Consider the following 16297-nt stretch of genomic DNA (forward strand, 5'->3'; position numbering starts at 1 on the left):
AACCGCGTCACCCCTCACCGTCGGGCGGCGTCACCACGGTGCGGCGGAAGTGGTTGAAGATGACCGACGTCCGGACGTCGACGATCTCCCGGCGCTGGGTCAGCCGGTCGAGGACGAACCCGCTGAGGTGGTCGTTGTCGGCGACGGCGATGTGCAGCAGGAAGTCGTCGCTGCCGGACATGACGAATACCGACAGCACCTCGGGCAGGCCGGTGACGAACGCCCGGAAGGACTCGATGACGGCCCGATCGGGCGGCCGCAGCCGCACGGCGACCATCGCCTGCACGGGCCGGCCGATCTTCTTCAGGTCGACGTCGACGGTGTGCCCGCGCACGATCCCGCGCCGGGTCAGGTCCCGCACTCGTTCGAGGCACGGCGACTGCGCGATGTGCAGGCGGCGGGCCAGTTCCTTGTTGGTCTGCTTGGCGTCCTCCTGAAGGAGGGTCAGCAGGGCCGTGTCAAGTTCGTCCATCGGGCCTCTTGCTCACTGTTTCTCGTCGTTCGATTCGGCATTTTTATCTTGTTGCCGAATCTAACACGCCATTCGCCGTGCTTGTCCTGGCAGTTGTCTACCTTGGCGCCCATGATCACCGATTCCCGTCACCTGGGCCTGTCCGTCGCCGCCGTCCTGGGCGCGGCCTTGATCTGGAGCAGTTCGTTCGCGGTCACCAAGGTGGCGCTGGCGGAGATCCCGCCGATGACGCTGGGCGCGCTGCGGTTCGTGCTGGCGGCGTTCATCCTGGGGGTGGCGGTGCACGCGGGCCCGGACCGCCGGCGCCTGCCCTCGCCCCGGGAGCGGCTGTTCATCGGCTTGGCGGGCCTGCTGGGGATCACGGCGTACTTCGCGCTGGAGAACGTGGGCGTCGACCTGGCGTCGGCTTCGGACGCGACGCTGATCGTGGCCGCGTACCCGGTTCTGACGCTGGTTCTGTCCGGCCGCGCCGAATTTTCCCCGGTCCGGCTGACGGGGATGCTGCTGGCGGTGGCGGGTGTCTGCCTGGTGGTCCGGGGCAACGGCACCCATTCGCTGTGGGGCGACGCGTTCTTGATCGCGGGCGGCGTGGCCTGGGCGGCGTACAACGTCCTGGCGCGGCGGGACCGATCCGGAGCTTCGCCGATCGTGGTGACGTACTACCAGACGCTCGCCGGGGCGGGCGGGTTCGTCCTGCTGTCACTGTCCGAAGTGGACCGCTGGCGGGTGCCCGGTGGAGCGAACGTGCTGCGGATCGCTTTCCTGGCGGGGCTTTGTTCGGTGGCGGGGTTCCTGCTGTACAACCACGGCCTCCGGCGGCTGGAAGCGAGCGTCGCGGTGAACCTGCTGAACGTCGTCCCGGTGGCGGGACTGGGGTGGGCGGTCGTGCTGGCCGGGGAGCGGCTCACGCTGGTGCAGGTGCTCGGCGGCGCGGTGGTCATCGCCGGGGTGACGCTGGGCCTGCGGAGTCGCCGACGTCTTGAATGACTCATTCAGGACCTCCCACGTCCTGAATGAGTCATTCAAGACGCCACGCCCTACGCGACCGCGCGCGTTTCCGCCGTCTGGGCCACCAAGCCGTTCACCCACGACGACTGCACCTTCGCCGCCTCGGCCGCGGACGGTTTGGCGTTCTTGCAGGCCGTTCCCGGACCGTGGCCCGACATCAACTCGGTGCACGGCCCGGTGTAGTGGTCGGGGAGACCGAGGTTGTGGCCCAGCTCGTGGGCCGCGATACGCGTCGGGTCGTAGCCCTCCGCCACCTGGCTCGTGTCCAGGTAGATCTGCCCACGGCCGTGGCCGTTCGTGTTCGTGTACGAGCCGCCGCTGTGCACCTCGTGGAACACGATCGTCGCGCCCGTGGCCCGCTTGACCAGCTTCACGTCGGTGACCGCCGCGTTCCAGTTGGCCGCGCCCTGGTCGATCTGGGCCAGGTAGTCCGGGGCACCCGACGAGCTGTAGTACAGCGTGGTGACCGCGGCCGCCGAGGCGGCCGGGGCGGTGGCCAGGCCCAGGCCCAGCGGAGCCGCGACGGCCGTGGCCAACGCCAGGACCCTGCCGATCACGCGTCCGTTCATCGAGTCTCCTTCGTCCGATTCAGAGAGCACTTCACCGTGGTTCGCGCGATCAGGTTAGAAGGTCACCACCGACGCGGCCACGGCCGAAAGTCGTTCCCCCGCGGGCGGGAGACTCCTCCCGCCGCCGCGTGAGCCACCGGCCCCGGCCGCCGTGGTCTGCTCGTTCCCGGCGAAAGGGAACCGATGGACATCTTGCTGGGCCTGCTGACCCTCCCCCCTGTACGTGCTCCTGCTGTGGCCGCTCGTCGCCGCGGCCCGGCGCGTGCTCGGCGTGCGGATCGGTGCCGTGCGCGCCCTGTGCGCCGCCGCGTTCGGGTGGCTCGTCGCCGGTGGCATCGGGCAGGCGTTCCCCGGTTCGCTGCTGCACCACGGCGGCGCGGCGCTCGGCCTGCTGATCCCGTTGGCCGGCAGCGCTTTCCTCGCGACGCTGATCTTCCTGTTCGTCGCGGAGATGGCCCTGCCGCACGGCGTCGGCCTCGGCCGGCTGCGGGGCCGGCTCTCCCGCACCCGCCGGTACGCGCAGATCAGCCGGATCGCGGTCAAGCACGGCCTCGGCCGCTACCTCACCGGCCGCCGCGAACCGGGCCTCGCGGCGGGGCGGCACGCCCAGCTCGCGCGGTCCCTGCGCCGCGCGCTGGAAGAAGGCGGCGTGACGTTCGTGAAGCTCGGCCAGTTGCTCTCCACCCGCGCGGACCTGCTGCCGCCGGTGTTCGCCGACGAGCTCGCCCGGCTCCAGGACCAGGTCGCACCCGCCCGCGCCGACGCTGTGCGAGCCCTGCTGGCCGACGAGCTCGGCGGCTCCCCCGACGACGTCTTCGCCGAGTTCGACCCCGAACCACTGGCCGCGGCGTCGGTCGCGCAGGTCTACCGCGCGAAGCTGCGCAGCGGCGAAGACGTCGTGGTCAAGGTCCAGCGGCCGGGCGTGCGGGAGCAGGCCGAACGCGACATCGCCATCGTCCGGCGCGTCGCCGCGGCGCTGGCGGACCGCGCGGACTGGGCACGCTCGCTCGGCGTCGCCGAACTGGCCGAGGGGTTCGCCGCCGCACTGGCCGAGGAACTCGACTTCACCATCGAAGCCCGCAACATCACCGCCGTGGCCGCCACGGGCTCGCCGGACGTCGCGCTCCCGAAGGTCCACAAAGGACTCTCGACCGACCGCGTGCTGGTGATGTCCCGCCTGGACGGCCAGCCGCTCGCCGCGGCGAAGGACGCCCTGCCGGCGTCCGAGCGCAAGCGGCTGGCGCGGTCGCTCCTGCGCTGCCTGCTCGACCAGGTGCTGATCGGCGGCGTCTTCCACGCCGACCCCCACCCCGGCAACCTCATGCTGCTGGGTGACGGCCGCCTGGGCCTGCTCGACTTCGGCTCGGTCGGCCGCCTCGACGCAGGCCTGCGCGGCGGCCTGCAGAACCTGCTGCTCGCCCTGGACCGCGGCGACCCGGCGGGCCTGCGCGACGGGCTCCTCGAAGTCGTCGACCGCACCGGCGAAATCGACGAACAACGCCTCGAACGCGCCCTCGGCGCCCTGGTCGCCCGGCACTTCGGCCCCGGCCGCACCCCGGACCTCGACCTGTTCACCGGCCTGTTCCGCGTGGTCGCGGACTTTCGCCTCAGCGTGCCGCCGCCGGTGGCCGCGGTGTTCCGCACGCTGGCCACGGTCGAGGGCACCCTGGCCGCCCTGGATCCCGGCTTCGACGTCGTCGCCGAGTCCCGCGCGTTCGCCGTCGAGCAGGTCGGCGCCGGGCTGCGGCCGGGCTCGCTGGCCCGCACGGCGACCGGCGAACTGATGGCCCTGCTGCCGGTGCTGCGCCGCATCCCCCGCCGCATCGACCGGATCGGCGCGGCGCTGGAAGAGGGCCGGCTGTCGGTGAACGTCCGGCTGTTCTCCGACGAGCGCGACCGCGACGTCGTCACCGGCCTGGTCCACGAGGCCCTGCTGGCCTTCACCGGCGCGGCGACGGGGTTGATGGCGGTGCTGCTGCTGACCGGCTCGGGCGGCCCGCGGATCGCCGCGGACCTGACGCTGCACCAGGTGTTCGGCTACAACCTGCTGGTGATCAGTGCCCTGGTGGGACTGCGGCTGCTCTTCGTCGTTTTCCGGCGTTCCGGACGAGCGTCACGATCAGCCCGGTGAACCCGGCGAAGAACACGACAGCGCCGCCGAGCAGCCACCAGCGCAGCGTGGCGTACAAGGTGTCTTCGAACGGCGCGCCGGGCAGCCCCGCATCGGTGAAGGCGGTTGTGCGCGCCAGCGGTGCCGGGTGGAGGACACCCCCGGTACCGACCACGAACCCGGTGACCGCGGAAAGCGGCACGACGCCGAGGAAGCGCGAATCGCGGGCTCTGCCCCGCTCGTCCCCGAGCAGGAACACCTGGCCTTCGTGCATGCGCACGAGGTACGGCATGGCGGCCGCCGCGTCGTGCGCGTACTCGTCCCGGCTGAGATAGGTCTCGATGATCGGCCGGCCGTCCACCGACAGCCGCCCCTCGGTGCAGCAGGCGACCACATCCCCGGCGACCGCGACGACCCGGAAGACACTGAGCCCGGAACTGTCCGGGTGGGCGAACGCACCACGGTCGAACATGACCACGTCCCCGCGGTGGACCTCTTCACCATCGCGGGCGCGCACCACGGCCTCGCCGCCGGGCTTCAGCGCCGGGCTCATCGCCGGACCCGGAACCCGGTAGGCCCGGTAGCTCAAGAGACCCGTGCCCACACCGGCCACCGTCACACCGAGGCCCAGCAGGGCGACGACGATGCCCACCACGAGGGCGGGCGAGATCCGGCGCGGCTTCGGCAGTTCGGGCGGCGCGGGCGGGAACGCGAGGTCGGTCACGACGATCTATCGCCCGCCCACCTGCGCCGTTACCCCGTGCGCGGCGCGTACATGATCACCGCGACCCCCGCCAGGCACAGCAGCGCCCCGAGCACGTCGTACCGATCCGGCCGGTACCCGTCCGCAACCATTGCCCAGGCCAGCGACCCCGCCACGAACACCCCGCCGTACGCGGCGAGGATACGGCCGAAGTGGGCGTCCGGCTGGAGAGTGGCCACGAACCCGTACACACCCAGCGCCACCACTCCGCCGCCGATCCACAGCAGACCGCGGTGTTCGCGGATGCCTTGCCAGATCAGCCAGGCGCCGCCGATTTCGCACACCGCCGCGGCCAGGAACAGGGCGATCGACCGCAGGACCACTCCGGGATACTACTGTGTCGTTCGTTACCAATCCGACCACAGTCACGGCCGAATGGCTTTCGCGGCTACGGTTACGTGCCGCGTGAGGGTCGGCCTACTTTTGATCGGATTACTAACCCCCGTGCCGTTCACGCTGAGTCACCCGGCCGCAGTGCTCCCGCTGGCGAGGCACCCCTTGGTGCCGTCGGCGCTCGTCGCCGGTTCGGTCGCGCCGGACCTCTTCTGGTTCCTGCCGGCGCCGGAAGGGTTCGGTCTCTCCCGGACCCACGAGTTCACCGCGGTCCTCTGGCTCGACCCGCTCCTCGCGCTGGCCCTGCTCGCCGTCTTCCACGTACTGCTGAAGCGGCCGCTCCTGGCGCTCGCGCCGGGACCGCTCGCCGAACGGCTCCCCCGCCACCCCTTCGACTGGACGCGACCGGGGTGGATCGCCCTGTCGCTCGTCCTCGGCGCCGCCACGCACGTCGGCTGGGACGCCTTCACCCACGAAAGCGGCGGATTCGCGTTCCTGCGGGTCCCGCTCGTCACCGGCGTCGACGTCGGACGGCTGATCCAGCTGGTCAGCACGATCGCCGGGGCCGCCGTGCTCGCCTGGTGGCTGGTCCGCTGGTACCGCCGGACCCCTGCCGTGCCCGCCCCGCCGCCCGCCCGCCACCGCGGGCTCGTGACGGCGTTCCTGGCGATCGGCGCCGCCGGCGGTGGCCTGGTGCAGGTGCTGCCGTTCCTCGCCGGCCACGACCCGATGACGCCCGCGGGCGTCTTCGGCAACGCGACCTACCTGCTCGTCACCGGCGTCGGCAGCGGGTTCTTCGCCGCACTCGGGCTCTACGCGCTCGCCTGGTATATGTCGTTATACGCGAGGCGGGCCACCCGGAAGGGTGACCCGCTCGACAAGAAAGAACTCAGACGGTGAAGCCGAGGGCGCGCAGCTGCTCGCGGCCGTCCTCGGTGATCTTCTCCGGTCCCCACGGCGGCATCCAGACCCAGTTGATCCGGAAGTCCTTGACCAGGCCGCCGGACGTCAGCGCCGCCGACGTCTGGTCCTCGATGACGTCGGTCAGCGGGCAGGCCGCGGACGTCAGCGTCATGTCGATGGTGGCGGTGTTGTCCGGCTCGACGCGGATGTCGTAGACGAGGCCGAGGTCGACGACGTTGATGCCGAGCTCCGGGTCGACGACGTCGCGCATGGCTTCCTCGACGTCCTCGAGCTTGGCGAGGTCGAGGTCCTGCGTGGCCGTGGTCTCGGCGTCGAGGTCGGCGGCGGTCCGGCCCTCGCGCGCGTCGGTGGCGGTGTCTTCGGTCATGCCTGTCCATCTCCACTGGTCGTCCGGGCGACGGCGTCCTTGAAAGCCATCCAGCCGAGGAGGGCGCACTTCACGCGGGCCGGGTACTTGGCAACGCCCGCGAAGGCGATCCCGTCCTCCAGCACGTCCTCGTCCGGCTCGATCTTTCCCTTGCCCTGCATCAATTCCACGAAGGCGTCCATGGTGGTGAACGCTTCTTCGAGCGTGTGTCCGACGACGAGATCCGTCATGACCGACGTCGACGCCTGGCTGATCGAGCAGCCCTGGCCGTCGTAGGAGACGTCGGCGACCTTCCCGTCGTCGATCTTCACCCGCAGCGTCACCTCGTCGCCGCAGGTCGGGTTGACCTGGAACGACTCGCCGTCGAACTCCTCGCGCAGGCCGCGCCCGTGCGGGTGCTTGTAGTGGTCCAGGATGATCTCCTGGTACATGCTCTCCAGGTTCACTGGCCCACCCCGAAGAACTTCTGCGCCTCGCGCACGCCCGCGACCAGGGCGTCCACTTCGGACAGATCGTTGTACAGGTAGAACGACGCACGCACGGTCGCCTGCGCGTCGCAGGCCCGGTGCAGCGGCCACGCGCAGTGGTGGCCGACGCGGACGGCGATGCCGAGGCTGTCGAGCACCTGGCCGGCGTCGTGCGGGTGCACGCCGTCGATCACGAACGACACGGTCGCGCCGCGGTCCGCCAGGTCGGTCGGCCCGATGATCCGGACGCCCGGGATGGCGCCGACGCCTTCGATGGCCGCCGCGGCCAGCTCGTGCTCGTGCGCCGCGATGCGGTCCATGCCGACGGCCGAGAGGTAGTCGACGGCCGCGCCGAGGCCGATGGCCTGCGACGTCATCGGGACGCCGGCCTCGAACCGCTGCGGCGGCGGCGCGAAGGTCGAGCCCTCCATGCGGACCATCTCGATCATCGACCCGCCGGTGAGGAACGGCGGCATGGCCGACAGCAGCTCGGTGCGCCCGTAGAGGACACCGATGCCGGACGGGCCGAGCATCTTGTGGCCGGAGAACACGGCGAAGTCGACGCCCAGGGCGTGGAAGTCCACCGTGAAGTGCGGCACCGACTGGCAAGCGTCGAGCACGGTGAGCGCGCCGACGGCCTTGGCCTTCTCGACCAGGAACGACACCGGGTTGACCGTGCCGAGCACGTTGGACTGGTGCGCGAACGCTACCACCTTGGTGCGCGGCGTGATCAGCTCGTCCACATCGGACAGATCCAGGCGGCCCTCGGGGGTCACCTTGAACCACTTCAGCGTCGCCCCGGTGCGCTGGCACAGCTGCTGCCAGGGCACGAGGTTCGCGTGGTGCTCCATCTCGGTGACGACGATCTCGTCACCCGGGCCGACCACGAAGCGCGCAGCCTCGGGACCGGCCGTGGCGGCGTTGCTCATCGAGTACGCAACGAGGTTGATGCCCTCGGTCGCGTTCTTGGTGAACACCAGCTCTTCGGGATCGGCGCCGATAAACTCCGCGATCTTCGCGCGCGCGGACTCATAGGCGTCGGTCGCTTCTTCGGACAGCTGGTGCGCGCCGCGGTGGACGGCGGCGTTCGATGTGAACACGTAGTCGCGTTCGGCGTCGAACACCTGCGTCGGGCGTTGCGACGTCGCCCCGGAGTCGAGGTACACCAAGGGTTTCCCGTCGCGAACCGTGCGCGACAGGATGGGGAAGTCGGCCTTCAGGGCCGCCACGTCGAGTGGCAGAGAGCTGGCCGAGGTGGTGGTCATCAGGCCGACTCCTCTCTTCTCGGTGTAGTAAGACGTGTCAGAGCGCGGCGGGCTCGGGCTTGCCCACGTACTTGACGTAGCCGTTCTCCTCGAGCTCGTCAGCCAGCTCGCGACCGCCCGACTCGACGATCTTGCCGCCGGCGAAGACGTGCACGAAGTCCGGCGTGATGTGCCGCAGGATACGGGTGTAGTGCGTGATCAGCATGACGCCGACCTCACTCGAAGCCTTGTAGTTGTTCACACCCTCGGAGACGACGCGCAGGGCGTCGACGTCCAGACCGGAGTCGGTCTCGTCGAGGATGGCGAACTTCGGCTTGAGCAGCGCCAGCTGCAGGATCTCGTGGCGCTTCTTCTCGCCACCGGAGAAGCCCTCGTTGACCGAGCGTTCGGCGAACTCCTGCGAGATCTCGAGCTTGCCCATCTCCTCCTTGACCTCCTTGACCCAGTGGCGCAGCTTGGGAGCCTCGCCACGGACCGCGGTGGCCGCGGTGCGGAGGAAGTTGGACATGGACACGCCCGGCACCTCGACGGGGTACTGCATGGCCAAGAACAGACCGGCCCGCGCACGCTCGTCGACGCTCATCTCGAGGACGTTCTCGCCGTCGAGCAGCACCTCGCCGGAGGTCACCTGGTACTTCGGGTGACCGGCGATCGCGTAGGACAGGGTGGACTTGCCGGAGCCGTTGGGGCCCATGATCGCGTGCGTCTCGCCCGACTTGATCGTCAGGTTCACGCCCTTGAGGATCTCCTTCGCGCCCTCGTCGGTGTTGACCGAGGCGTGCAGGTCCTTGATTTCCAGGGTAGCCATTCTTCGTTTCCTAAGTCAGAGAGCGGTCAGGCGCCAACGGCTTCGAGCTCGGCCTCGATCGCGGCTTCGAGGCGCTCGCGCACCTCGGGGACGTCGATCTTCACCAGGATCTCGTGGAAGAACCCGCGCACGACCAGCCGGCGGGCGGCTTCTTCGGCGATCCCGCGCGACTGGAGGTAGAACAACTGCTCGTCGTCGAACCTTCCCGTCGCGCTCGCGTGGCCGGCGCCTTCGATCTCGCCGGTCTCGATCTCGAGGTTCGGCACCGAGTCCGCGCGGGCACCCGGCGTCAGCACCAGGTTGCGGTTGAACTCGTAGGTGTCGGTGGCCTCGGCCGCGGCCCGGATCAGCACGTCGCCGATCCACACCGTGTGCGCGCCCTCGCCCTGCAGCGCGCCCTTGTAGCCCACGCGGGACTTGCAGTTCGGCACCGCATGGTCGACGAAGAGGCGGTGTTCCTGGTGCTGGCCGCCGTCGGCGAAGTAGACGCCGAGCATGTCGACGTCGCCGCCCTTGTCGGTGAAGGTCGCCGTCGGCGAGACGCGGACCAGGTCACCGCCCAGGGTGATCACGGTGTGCCGCAGCGCGGCGTCGCGGCCCAGCTTCAGGTGCTGCTCGGAGACGTGCACCGCGTCGTCGGCCCAGTCCTGGACGCTGACCACGGTGACCTTGGCGCCGTCGCCGATGACGAACTCGACGTTGTCGGCGTAGGTGCCGGAGCCGACGTGGTCGAGCACGATGACGGCCTCGGCGAACGCCTCGGCGCGGACCTGCAGGTGCCCGTAGACGACCTGGTCGACACCCGGGCCGTGGATGCGCAGCACCGACGGCTTGGACGCCTTCGTCTCCTTGGGCACCGTCACGATGGTGGCCTTGGTGAACGAGGAGTACGCCTGGGCGGCGATCCGGTCGCTCGGGACGCCGGCCTGGCCCAGCCGCGGGTCGTCGCGGCCGACGGTCACGATGCCCAGCTCGGGCGCGGCGTCGGCTTCGAGGGTGATCTCGCCGGTGGCGACCGCGCTGCCGTCGTGCAGGCCGCGCAGCCGCTTCATCGGCGTGAAGCGCCAGTTCTCCTCACGGCCGCCCGGGACCTCGAAGGCCTCGACGTCGTAGGAGGTGAAGCGCTCCGCGCGGGAGGCGGCCGGAATGACCGCCCCCTCGCGCAAAGCGCCGGAAACGTTGTTCTCGGTAACCGACATGACTAGCCGACGGACCCTTCCATTTGGAGCTCGATCAGGCGGTTCAGCTCGAGCGCGTACTCCATCGGCAGTTCACGGGCGATCGGCTCCACGAAGCCGCGCACGATCATCGCCATTGCCTCGGCCTCGTCGAGACCGCGCGACATCAGGTAGAACAGCTGCTCTTCGCTGACCTTCGACACCGTGGCCTCGTGGCCCATGGACACCTCGTCGTTGCGGATGTCCACGTACGGGTACGTGTCCGACCGCGAGATGGTGTCCACCAGCAGCGCGTCGCAGACGACGCTGGAGCGCGAGTGGTGCGCGCGCTTCGCGACGCGGACCAGGCCGCGGTAGGAGGTGCGGCCGCCGCCGCGCGCCACCGACTTCGACACGATGGTCGAAGAGGTGTACGGCGCGAGGTGCTCCATCTTGGCGCCCGCGTCCTGGTGCTGGCCCTCGCCCGCGAATGCGACCGAGAGGACCTCGCCCTTGGCGTGCTCGCCCATGAGGAACACCGACGGGTACTTCATCGTCACCTTGGAACCGATGTTGCCGTCGATCCATTCCATGGTCGCGCCCGCTTCGCACTTGGCGCGCTTGGTGACCAGGTTGTAGACGTTGTTCGACCAGTTCTGGATGGTCGTGTAGCGGCAGCGGGCGCCCTTCTTGACGATGATCTCCACGACCGCCGAGTGCAGCGAGTCGGACTGGTAGATCGGCGCCGTGCAGCCCTCGACGTAGTGCACGTAGGCGTCTTCGTCGACGATGATCAGGGTGCGCTCGAACTGGCCCATGTTCTCGGTGTTGATCCGGAAGTAGGCCTGCAGCGGGATGTCCACCTTGACGCCCTTGGGCACGTAGATGAACGAGCCGCCGGACCAGACCGCCGTGTTCAGCGCGGAGAACTTGTTGTCGCCGGCCGGGATGACCGAGCCGAAGTACTCCTCGAACAGCTCCGGGTGCGTCTTGAGCGCGGTGTCCGTGTCGAGGAAGAGCACGCCCTGCTTCTCGAGGTCCTCGCGGATCGAGTGGTAGACGACCTCGGACTCGTACTGCGCCGCGACCCCGGCGACGAGGCGCTGCTTCTCCGCCTCGGGGATGCCCAGCCGGTCGTAGGTGTTCTTGATGTCCTCGGGAAGGTCTTCCCAGCTCGCAGCCTGCTTCTCGCTGGAGCGGACGAAGTACTTGATGTTGTCGAAGTCGATCCCGGAGAGGTCGGCCCCCCAGTTGGGCATGGGCTTCTTCTCGAAGAGCTTGAGCGCCTTCAGTCGCGCTTCGCGCATCCACTCCGGCTCGGACTTCTTCCCGGAGATGTCGGTGACGACATCCTCGTTCAGCCCGCGACGGGCGCTGGCGCCCGCTTCGTCGGAGTCGGCCCAGCCGAACGCGTACTTGCCAAGGGACTCGATGGTCTCTTCCTGGCTCAGTGGCGCGGTGGTGGGAGTGCGCTGCTCGGCAGCGGCAGTCATGCGGGTTTCCCTCCATTCGGGATCCGTGCTTCGCGCCCGGTGAGCTGCCCTTGGGCCGCCTTCGGACGCTTTGTGCTTCCCGGCTCGGGATGGGCCGGGTGACCCGCCGAAGCGGGTACGTGGGTGGTGCATGCGGAATCACCGCGTGCGATGGTCGCCAGCCGCTGGACGTGGGTGCCCAGCAGCTGCGCGAACGCCTCGGTCTCGGCCTCGCACAGCTGCGGGAACTCCGCGGCCACGTGGGCGACCGGACAGTGGTGCTGGCAGAGCTGCGCGCCGACGTTCTGACCGGGGGCCGGCTTTTCGAGGGCACCAGCGCCGACCTGACGGGTCGACGCAGCGTAGCCTTCCCTGCTCAGAGCGGTCGCGAGGGCCTCCGCACGTGCCGCCGGATCACCCGGTGCGGTGATCGCGGAGCGGTGCGGGCCGACCAGCTTCTCGATGCGTTGCTCGGCGAAGGCGCGGACGGCGTCCTCCCCGGCGTGCTCGGCGAGGAAGCGGATCGCGGAGACGGCCAGGTCGTCGTAGGCGTGCCCGAAGCGGGCGCGGCCGGGCTCGGTGAGCAGGAAGAGCTTCGCGGGACGACCCCTGCCTCGGGGTCCGCGGCGGGGCGCGTCGCGCGTCTCGGCTTCGCCATCCGCGAGAAGCGCGTCGAGGTGCCGGCGGACGGCGGTGGGGCTGATCCCGAGCTGCTCGGCGACCACGACGGCGGTCATGGGACCCTGTTCCAGCAGCAGCCGGGCGACCTCTTGCCGGGTCTTGCCCTCGGCGCTGACCTGCGACGGGACGTGCGGGTGCACGGCGCGGGGCAGGTCGCCGCCCGCCTGGTCACCCGTCTCCGTCTTTTTCACAACACAAGTGTGTCTTATTTCCTCGCGGTCGGCAAAGGCGGGGTGTCCGGCAGTGACCCGACTCACTCGCCGGGTGGGCCGATACCCTGCACGCGTGGCAGTGGGCGAACAGGAGCAGCAAGTGGCACGGCTCGAAACCGGGAGTGCCCACCCCGTGACGCTCTCGCCCGTCCACCCCCGCGAACCGCTCCCCCTGGAAGCCGCCGAACAGCGCGGGCTGAACGTCGTCCGCCGCTTCGGCACGGTCGGGTCTCTGTTCCTCGCGCTCGGCTCGCTCGGCGCCGGCGCCGCCCCGGTGATCAACCCGGTACAGGAGATCCCGGTGCTGCGGCTGTTCACCCGGATCCCGACGGTGTCGCTGGCCATCGCCATCTCCGGGATGGGCATCCTGGTGCTGAGCTGGCTGATGCTCGGCCGGTTCGCCGCGCCCAGCCGCGAGCGGCTGGCGTCACAGGGGCAGCTCGCGCGCACCATCGCGCTGTGGGTGCTCCCGCTGCTGGTCATCCCGCCGCTGTTCTCCCGCGACGTCTACAGCTACCTGGCGCAGAGCGAGATCGTGCACCGCGGGATGGACCCGTACGTGCTCGGCCCGGCGCAGGCGCTGGGCGTGGCCGACCCGTTCACCGCGGGCGTGTCGAACATGTGGCGCGAGACGCCGGCGCCGTACGGGCCCCTGGTGCTGCGCCTCGGCGGCTGGCTCGCCCCGCTCGCTGGGAACAGCATCGCGGTCGGCGTGCTGCTGCAGCGGCTGCTCGCGCTCGCCGGCGTGGTGCTCATCGTCTGGGCGCTCCCCCGGCTGGCCCGCCGCTTCGGCGTCCAGCCCGCGACCGCGCTGTGGCTCGGCGCGCTGAACCCGCTGCTGATCTTCCACTTCGTGGCCGGCGCCCACAACGACTCGCTCGCCGTCGGCCTGATGCTCGCCGGGCTGGAGATCGGCATCCGGCGGCTGCCGATCCGGGTGAAGGGCGACACGCCACCCCCGCTGGCCCGCGGCGAACTGCGGTACATCGGACTCGGCGTCGCGATCATCACCCTCGGCGTCGCGGTGAAGCTGCCCGCGGTGTTCGCGCTGCCGTTCTTCGCCGTGATGGTGGCGCGGCGCCGGCACGGCCGGCTCAAGGACCTGTTCCTGGCCGGCGCGCCGATGGCGCTGTGGTTCGGCGTGGTCCTGGTCGCCGTCTGCTTCGGCACCGGCCTCGGCTTCGGCTGGGTCGGGGCGACGTTCAACACCCCCGGCCTGGTCCGCTCCTGGATCTCCCCCACCGCCGAGCTGGCCAACCTCTCCGGCGTCCTCGGCATCGCGCTGGGGCTGGGCAACCACACGAACGCGCTGGTCCCGATCCTGGGCGCGCTGGGCTACCTGGTCGCCGTCGGGATCACCGTCAAGTTCCTCTGGGACAGCTTCAAGTGGCGCTACCGGCCGATCATCGGGCTCGGCGTCTCCCTCGGCGCGGTGATGCTCCTGCAGATCAACCTGCAGCCGTGGTACCTGCTGTGGGCGGTCATCCCGCTGGCCGCCGCGGCCGGGACGTCGAGGTTCCGCGTCGCCGCGACGGTGATCAGCGCGGCCTTGCCGTTCCTGCTCCCGCCGACCGGCAGCACCTTCGACGGCCGCCCGTACGTGCTGCCGTTCGCCTACGTCGCGGCGATCGTCGTCTGCGGCGGCGGGATGCTGATCGTGCGGCGGCTCGCCCCCGTGTTGCTCTCCAAGCCGTCCCCGCGGGTGCCCGAGCCGGTCGACGCCGTATCGTGACCCGACGTGAGTGTCCCTGCCGTCGAGATCAGCGGGCTGGTCAAAAGCTACGGTTCCACCCGCGCGGTCGACGGCCTCGACCTGCGCATGGAGCGCGGCAGCCTGCTGGCCCTGCTCGGCCCGAACGGGGCCGGCAAGACCACCACGGTCGAGGTCTGCGAGGGCTTCCTCCGCGCTGACGCCGGTGCGGTGCGCGTGCTCGGTCTCGACCCGGTCCGCGAGTCGGCCGCGCTGCGCCCCCGGATCGGGATCATGCCCCAGGGCGGCGGCGCCTACCCCGGCGTCCGCGCCGACGAGATGCTGCGGCTGGTGGCCTCCTGTGCGGCGACCCCGCTGGACCCGGCCTGGCTGCTGGACGTCCTCGGGCTGACGTCGGTGCGCCGGACGCCGTTCAAGCGCCTCTCCGGCGGCCAGCAGCAACGGCTTTCGCTGGCCTGCGCCCTGGTCGGGCGGCCGGAACTGGTGTTCCTCGACGAGCCGACCGCGGGCATGGACCCGCAGGCCCGGCACCTGGTGTGGGACCTGCTGGGCGCGCTGCGCGCCGACGGCGTCTCGGTGCTGCTGACCACGCACCTGATGGAGGAGGCCGAGGCATTGGCCGACACGGTGGTGATCGTGGACCACGGCAAGGTCGTGGTGTCGGGCGCACCCCAGTCGCTGACGGTGGACGAGACGGGCAACGCGGGGCTGCGGTTCAAGGCCCGCACGCGGCTCGACACGGCGTTGCTGACCGCGGCACTGCCGGAGGGCTACGCGGTGCGCGAGTCGGCGCCGGGAACGTACACGGTGGTCGGTTCGGTCGACCCGCAGGTGGTGTCGACGGTGACGGCGTGGTGCGCGCAGCAGGGCGTGCTGCCGGAGGAACTGCAGGTCGGCAAGCGGACCTTGGAAGAGGTCTTCCTGGAGCTGACCGGACGGGAGCTGCGGGCATGAGCGTTTTCGAGCCCGGCGTTTTCGTCCCGGCGCCCGGACGGGGGTCGCTGGGCCGGATGCTGCGCACGCACGCGCGCATCGAGGTGAGCCTGACCCTGCGCCACGGCGAGCAGGTGCTGCTGACGCTGCTCATCCCGCTGGCGTTGCTGATCGGGCTGTCCCTGTTGGACATCCTGCCGGCGTCTTCATTGGGCGCTGTTCCGAAGGTGGACTGGATCACGCCCCGGATCCTGGCGCTGGCGGTGATGTCGTCGGCCTTCACCGGCCAGGCGATCGCCCTCGGCTTCGACCGGCGCTACGGGGTGCTGAAGCGCCTCTCGGCCACCGCGTTGCCGCGCTGGCTCCTGGTGGCGGGTCGTCTGGCGGCGGCGCTGGTGGTGGTGGCCCTGCAGTCGGTGATCATCGGCGTGGTGGCGGCTTTCCTCGGGTGGTCGCCTTCGCTGTCCGGTCTCTTGTCGGCGGTTCTGCTGCTGGTGCTCGGGACGCTGGCGTTCGGGGCGCTCGGTGTGCTTCTGGGTGGGGCACTGCGGGCGGAAGCCGTGCTGGCGCTGGCGAACATCGTGTGGTTCGTGCTGCTGCTGGCGGGCGGGATCCTGCTGGCGCCGTCGTCGCTGCCCGCGGGGATGGCGCGTGTGGTGGAGCTGCTGCCGTCGGGCGCGCTGGCGGAGGGGATGCGCGCGGCGTTGGTGGACGGCTCGTTCGCGCCCGGGCCGCTCGCGGTGCTGGCCGTTTGGGCGGTGCTCGCGGGGGCGCTGGCTTCGCGCACGACCAAGCTCACCTGACCCTGGTTCTCAAACGCCCCAAGGTGGCGTTCGGTGCCTCCAACGATGCTGTTGGCGAATTCGCGCGGGTGTGCGCCAGTCCGGGAAGATTGCAGGTGAGCGGTCTGCCGCGGCTGGTCGTGAGTGGTAATTAGGGTTCTAACCCGAATTACCACTCACGAGGGTGCGGGAGGGTGAAGGCGCTGGTGACGGGCCCCACATCCCCCTGAACGGGCGCACCCGAGAGGGCTGCGAGGTGCAAC

16 protein-coding genes and 1 pseudogene are annotated in these 16297 nt (G+C 70.4%); 6 read left to right on the forward strand and 11 right to left on the reverse strand.

Annotated features, from left to right (window positions below):
- Positions 1 to 7: 7 nt before the first annotated feature.
- Complete coding sequence (locus ACLJQF_RS46880) at positions 8 to 472, reverse strand: Lrp/AsnC family transcriptional regulator (RefSeq protein ID WP_410617011.1); 465 nt, start codon at positions 470 to 472, stop codon at positions 8 to 10.
- A gap of 111 nt (positions 473 to 583) precedes the next feature.
- Between ACLJQF_RS46880 and ACLJQF_RS46885 the strand changes: the two genes are divergently transcribed.
- The gene (locus tag ACLJQF_RS46885; RefSeq protein ID WP_410617013.1) at positions 584 to 1459 is read left to right on the forward strand and encodes a DMT family transporter; all 876 of its coding nucleotides are present in this window, start codon (positions 584 to 586) and stop codon (positions 1457 to 1459) included.
- Between the two features lie 50 nt (positions 1460 to 1509).
- On the opposite strand, the gene ACLJQF_RS46890 is transcribed toward ACLJQF_RS46885, so the two are convergent.
- The gene (locus ACLJQF_RS46890) at positions 1510 to 2049 is read right to left on the reverse strand and encodes a snapalysin family zinc-dependent metalloprotease (RefSeq protein WP_410617015.1); all 540 of its coding nucleotides are present in this window, start codon (positions 2047 to 2049) and stop codon (positions 1510 to 1512) included.
- Between the two features lie 183 nt (positions 2050 to 2232).
- Here ACLJQF_RS46890 and ACLJQF_RS46895 point away from each other — a divergent pair.
- A pseudogene (locus tag ACLJQF_RS46895) lies at positions 2233 to 4180 on the forward strand (ABC1 kinase family protein).
- Here the strand turns inward: ACLJQF_RS46895 and lepB are convergent.
- Together lepB and ACLJQF_RS46905 are read right to left on the reverse strand one after the other, a co-directional pair.
- On the reverse strand, positions 4104 to 4883 hold the full coding sequence (gene lepB / locus ACLJQF_RS46900; protein WP_410617017.1) for a signal peptidase I: 780 nt from the start codon (positions 4881 to 4883) through the stop codon (positions 4104 to 4106). The pseudogene ACLJQF_RS46895 and the gene lepB overlap by 77 nt on opposite strands.
- 29 nt (positions 4884 to 4912) lie before the next feature.
- Positions 4913 to 5245 carry a YnfA family protein gene (locus ACLJQF_RS46905; RefSeq protein ID WP_410617018.1) on the reverse strand — a complete coding sequence of 111 codons (333 nt, stop codon included), beginning with the start codon at positions 5243 to 5245 and terminating at the stop codon, positions 4913 to 4915.
- 121 nt (positions 5246 to 5366) lie between these two features.
- On the opposite strand from ACLJQF_RS46905, the gene ACLJQF_RS46910 reads away from it, so the two are divergent.
- Positions 5367 to 6155 (forward strand): DUF4184 family protein, encoded by a 789-nt coding sequence (locus tag ACLJQF_RS46910; RefSeq protein WP_410617019.1) that lies wholly within the window; start codon positions 5367 to 5369, stop codon positions 6153 to 6155.
- Here the strand turns inward: ACLJQF_RS46910 and ACLJQF_RS46915 are convergent.
- The 7 genes from ACLJQF_RS46915 to ACLJQF_RS46945 are packed head-to-tail and all read right to left on the reverse strand — an operon-like array spanning position 6145 to position 12587.
- Positions 6145 to 6546, reverse strand: coding sequence for a metal-sulfur cluster assembly factor (locus tag ACLJQF_RS46915; protein WP_013224702.1), 402 nt, complete (start codon positions 6544 to 6546; stop codon positions 6145 to 6147). The genes ACLJQF_RS46910 and ACLJQF_RS46915 overlap by 11 nt on opposite strands.
- Positions 6543 to 6992 carry a Fe-S cluster assembly sulfur transfer protein SufU gene (gene sufU / locus ACLJQF_RS46920; protein WP_410617020.1) on the reverse strand — a complete coding sequence of 150 codons (450 nt, stop codon included), beginning with the start codon at positions 6990 to 6992 and terminating at the stop codon, positions 6543 to 6545. The genes ACLJQF_RS46915 and sufU overlap by 4 nt, the downstream gene beginning before the upstream one ends.
- Positions 6989 to 8278: a cysteine desulfurase gene (locus ACLJQF_RS46925; protein WP_410617021.1), complete on the reverse strand. Its 1290-nt coding sequence runs from the start codon at positions 8276 to 8278 to the stop codon at positions 6989 to 6991. Before ACLJQF_RS46925 ends, sufU begins: the two co-directional genes overlap by 4 nt.
- Before the next feature lie 37 nt (positions 8279 to 8315).
- Positions 8316 to 9086 carry a Fe-S cluster assembly ATPase SufC gene (gene sufC / locus ACLJQF_RS46930; RefSeq protein WP_410617023.1) on the reverse strand — a complete coding sequence of 257 codons (771 nt, stop codon included), beginning with the start codon at positions 9084 to 9086 and terminating at the stop codon, positions 8316 to 8318.
- Positions 9087 to 9112: 26 nt separating this feature from the next.
- Positions 9113 to 10285: a Fe-S cluster assembly protein SufD gene (gene sufD / locus ACLJQF_RS46935; RefSeq protein ID WP_410617024.1), complete on the reverse strand. Its 1173-nt coding sequence runs from the start codon at positions 10283 to 10285 to the stop codon at positions 9113 to 9115.
- 2 nt (positions 10286 to 10287) lie between these two features.
- A complete protein-coding gene (gene sufB, locus ACLJQF_RS46940; protein WP_020645296.1) occupies positions 10288 to 11736 on the reverse strand; it encodes a Fe-S cluster assembly protein SufB in 1449 nt (482 codons plus the stop codon).
- A complete protein-coding gene (locus ACLJQF_RS46945; RefSeq protein ID WP_410617025.1) occupies positions 11733 to 12587 on the reverse strand; it encodes a helix-turn-helix transcriptional regulator in 855 nt (284 codons plus the stop codon). The genes sufB and ACLJQF_RS46945 overlap by 4 nt, the downstream gene beginning before the upstream one ends.
- A gap of 121 nt (positions 12588 to 12708) precedes the next feature.
- Between ACLJQF_RS46945 and mptB the strand changes: the two genes are divergently transcribed.
- Genes mptB through ACLJQF_RS46960 form a run of 3 tightly spaced genes read left to right on the forward strand, consistent with a single transcriptional unit; the run spans position 12709 to position 16055 of the window.
- Positions 12709 to 14340, forward strand: a complete 1632-nt coding sequence (gene mptB, locus ACLJQF_RS46950; protein ID WP_410617028.1) for a polyprenol phosphomannose-dependent alpha 1,6 mannosyltransferase MptB — start codon at positions 12709 to 12711, stop codon at positions 14338 to 14340.
- Positions 14341 to 14346: 6 nt separating this feature from the next.
- Complete coding sequence (locus ACLJQF_RS46955; RefSeq protein ID WP_410617026.1) at positions 14347 to 15273, forward strand: ABC transporter ATP-binding protein; 927 nt, start codon at positions 14347 to 14349, stop codon at positions 15271 to 15273.
- Positions 15270 to 16055 (forward strand): ABC transporter permease, encoded by a 786-nt coding sequence (locus tag ACLJQF_RS46960; protein ID WP_410617027.1) that lies wholly within the window; start codon positions 15270 to 15272, stop codon positions 16053 to 16055. The genes ACLJQF_RS46955 and ACLJQF_RS46960 overlap by 4 nt, the downstream gene beginning before the upstream one ends.
- The last annotated feature ends 242 nt before the right edge of the window (positions 16056 to 16297 follow it).

Origin of the sequence: Amycolatopsis sp. lyj-109, from assembly GCF_046548995.1 — a bacterium.
Taxonomy (GTDB): Bacteria; Actinomycetota; Actinomycetes; order Mycobacteriales; family Pseudonocardiaceae; genus Amycolatopsis.